At 66.6% G+C, this 2,335-nt stretch carries 2 protein-coding genes; both read right to left on the reverse strand.

Features of this window, described 5'->3' with window-relative positions:
- Positions 1 to 553 precede the first annotated feature (553 nt).
- The gene (locus tag VF697_RS13050) at positions 554 to 1,309 is read right to left on the reverse strand and encodes a DUF5953 family protein (RefSeq protein ID WP_331094795.1); all 756 of its coding nucleotides are present in this window, start codon (positions 1,307 to 1,309) and stop codon (positions 554 to 556) included.
- Positions 1,306 to 2,211 (reverse strand): DUF6310 domain-containing protein, encoded by a 906-nt coding sequence (locus VF697_RS13055; protein ID WP_414641283.1) that lies wholly within the window; start codon positions 2,209 to 2,211, stop codon positions 1,306 to 1,308. Before VF697_RS13055 ends, VF697_RS13050 begins: the two co-directional genes overlap by 4 nt.
- Positions 2,212 to 2,335 lie beyond the last annotated feature (124 nt).

Here is a 2,335-nt window from a genome sequence, read left to right on the forward strand (position 1 = left end):
GGGCCTGGCGGGTCCTCGCGGGGCCGTTCGGAGTATGACATCGCGCCCCGACAGCCACGAACGAGCACGGAGGGAGCGGCTCACGGCAGCCGCGCTCGGGCCGGGGCGAGCGCCAACGCAGCGGGCAGCCCATGCTCGGGCACGGTGCAGGCTCCAGTTGACGGCAGCGCAGCCGCCACCGTGGCCGACGCCAGAGCAGGAGGCGCCGAGCGTGGACGCCAGGGCCTCCATCGCTGAGGGCTTCGCCGTGCTGTACGGCGTCGATGCCGAGCGCAGACGCCTCACGATCCTGGAAGTGACCAAGAAGCTTCCGCAAGAGGAGTGAAGAGGCGCCCCGGAGCGCGGCAGCCGCAGATCGGGCCTGTAGAGGGCTCCCAGGGAGGTAGTTTGCCCCCGTTTCCTCTTGAGGGGGAGCCCGCGCAGTTCGGCTGCCCCTGTACACTCAAGCTGTGGGAAGCGCAGGGGCCGCGCACCGTCACCCTTGGGAGCGTCACCTTCCCGGTGAGCCAGAAGGCGGCGCTCTGAGCACGGCCACCGCGAGCCGTGCCGAGCCTCAAGGGGTGGAGCGCCCGCCGATCTCTGGGAAGCGCTCGTAGGCCCGTTTGAGCGCCTCCAGGTGGGTGGGGTTGTCGTAGTCGAGCGGCGCCTCCGTGAGTTGCACGACCCACCCGCCCGACTCCGTGCGCCGTGCCCGCGTAAGTAACTCGGCGTCGCGAACAGGATCCGGAAAGCCGATGGCCTGTGCGGAAGCGGCAGACCAATAATTGAGCCAACCGAGGAACCAGGGAATCGCAGGCGCGGGGAACTTCTCCGGAAGGTTGAGCATGGGAAGCCCACGGGGTGAGCGCTCCGGTCCATGAGCAGAGCGGCGAAATTGCTGCGCGACTTCCGAGCCGTAATCGTTCGGCGACGCATGCCCCCAGAACGAGCGCGCCCCCTCCGCTACGGCCTCAAGCATAGCCGCCGCTGCCGCGATCATGGGCTCGTCCAGAGGCAGTTCCGCATGCACTTCAAGCTGGGACTGACCGCCTGGGCTGAGGAGTCCAGGTCTTTCTCCCCCGTTAACCGTCACGGGGTAACTCCCGTCTCCGTTGCACACAAGAGGGAATCCCCCGTCCTCAGTATTTTCCGCGAGCCACGCATCCCGCTGCGGCAATGCGATGGGGCGCCCGCTTGCTGAGAGCCGCCATTGCAGGCGCAGGCCGGGGAGCGCCTTTTCCATCCCATGGATGACAGCGAGCGTGCGCTCGTCGTTGTCCACGAGCGCAGGCGCGTAGACGATCAAGATAAGGGTTCTACGCATCGTCATCGTTTGCACCCCGTGACGACGACATCGAGCGTAGGATCCTTGGCGAGTAGCGCGTCCTTGTGCGCTTGGGTGCTCACCCCGATGACGAAGCCATATCCACATGCCGCCGCAGCGGTTCGCTCCTTCTTGATTTGTTTGTATTCCTTCTCGATCTCCTGACGCCGGACAAAGGCGTTGTACGTGTCGAATTGATGGGTCTTGATTTCCCACAGCACACGCACGCCGACTTGCAGCGCATCGAAGCTCACACCGTCTACGAGCACATCCATTCCGGGATAACGGTTAGGCGGAAACTGATCGGCGCACTTGTCATGCGCGTCATCCTTGCCCTCGTGCGGCACTGGGACGGGCTCGCACCTGGGGCGATCTCGCTCCGTGACTTCGACTGGCCCCACAGGAGGGAAGTCCGGCCCTTTTGGCTCCGGCTTGGGCCTTTTTTTCGGCGAGGGTTTCTGCGGGGCGGGAGCTGTTTCAGGCACGGGCCACACCTCGGGGCGGCTCATATCCAGCGCATACGCATCCAGGGCCTCTGTGATGGCGAAGCCCACCACCACCACGCCCGCGACGATTACCGCTCCCACGACGATCTCCGGTGCCGCCAGCACGCAGACCCCGAGCCCCACGGCAGCGGCACCAGCGGAGGCCACCGCGCATTGTCCTGTAGGGTCGTGAAACTCGATCCGGTCATGGTCGAGGGCAGGAAAGCACCGCTCCGCCAGCACGGGCCAGGGCTCAGACGCTTCGCGGACGGCGCAACGCCCCCCGTCCGTCCAGGGCAGCGTCGCCGCTCGTTGGAGGTTGGCGAGCCTCGGGTCCCGGGCCGCTGGCTCTCTTGGGCTGGGCGCTGACGTAGCGCAGGCTGAGACGTAGAGCAGAAGTGCGATACACGCTCGGAGACGCATGGCCAGGTCCTCCATTGGAGCTAGGGCCTGGCGGGTCCTCGCGGGGCCGTTCGGAGTATGACATCGCGCCCCGACAGCCACGAACGAGCACGGAGGGAGCGGCTCACGGCAGCCGCGCTCGGGC

This window comes from Archangium sp., from assembly GCF_036388035.1.
GTDB lineage: Bacteria > Myxococcota > Myxococcia > Myxococcales > Myxococcaceae > Archangium.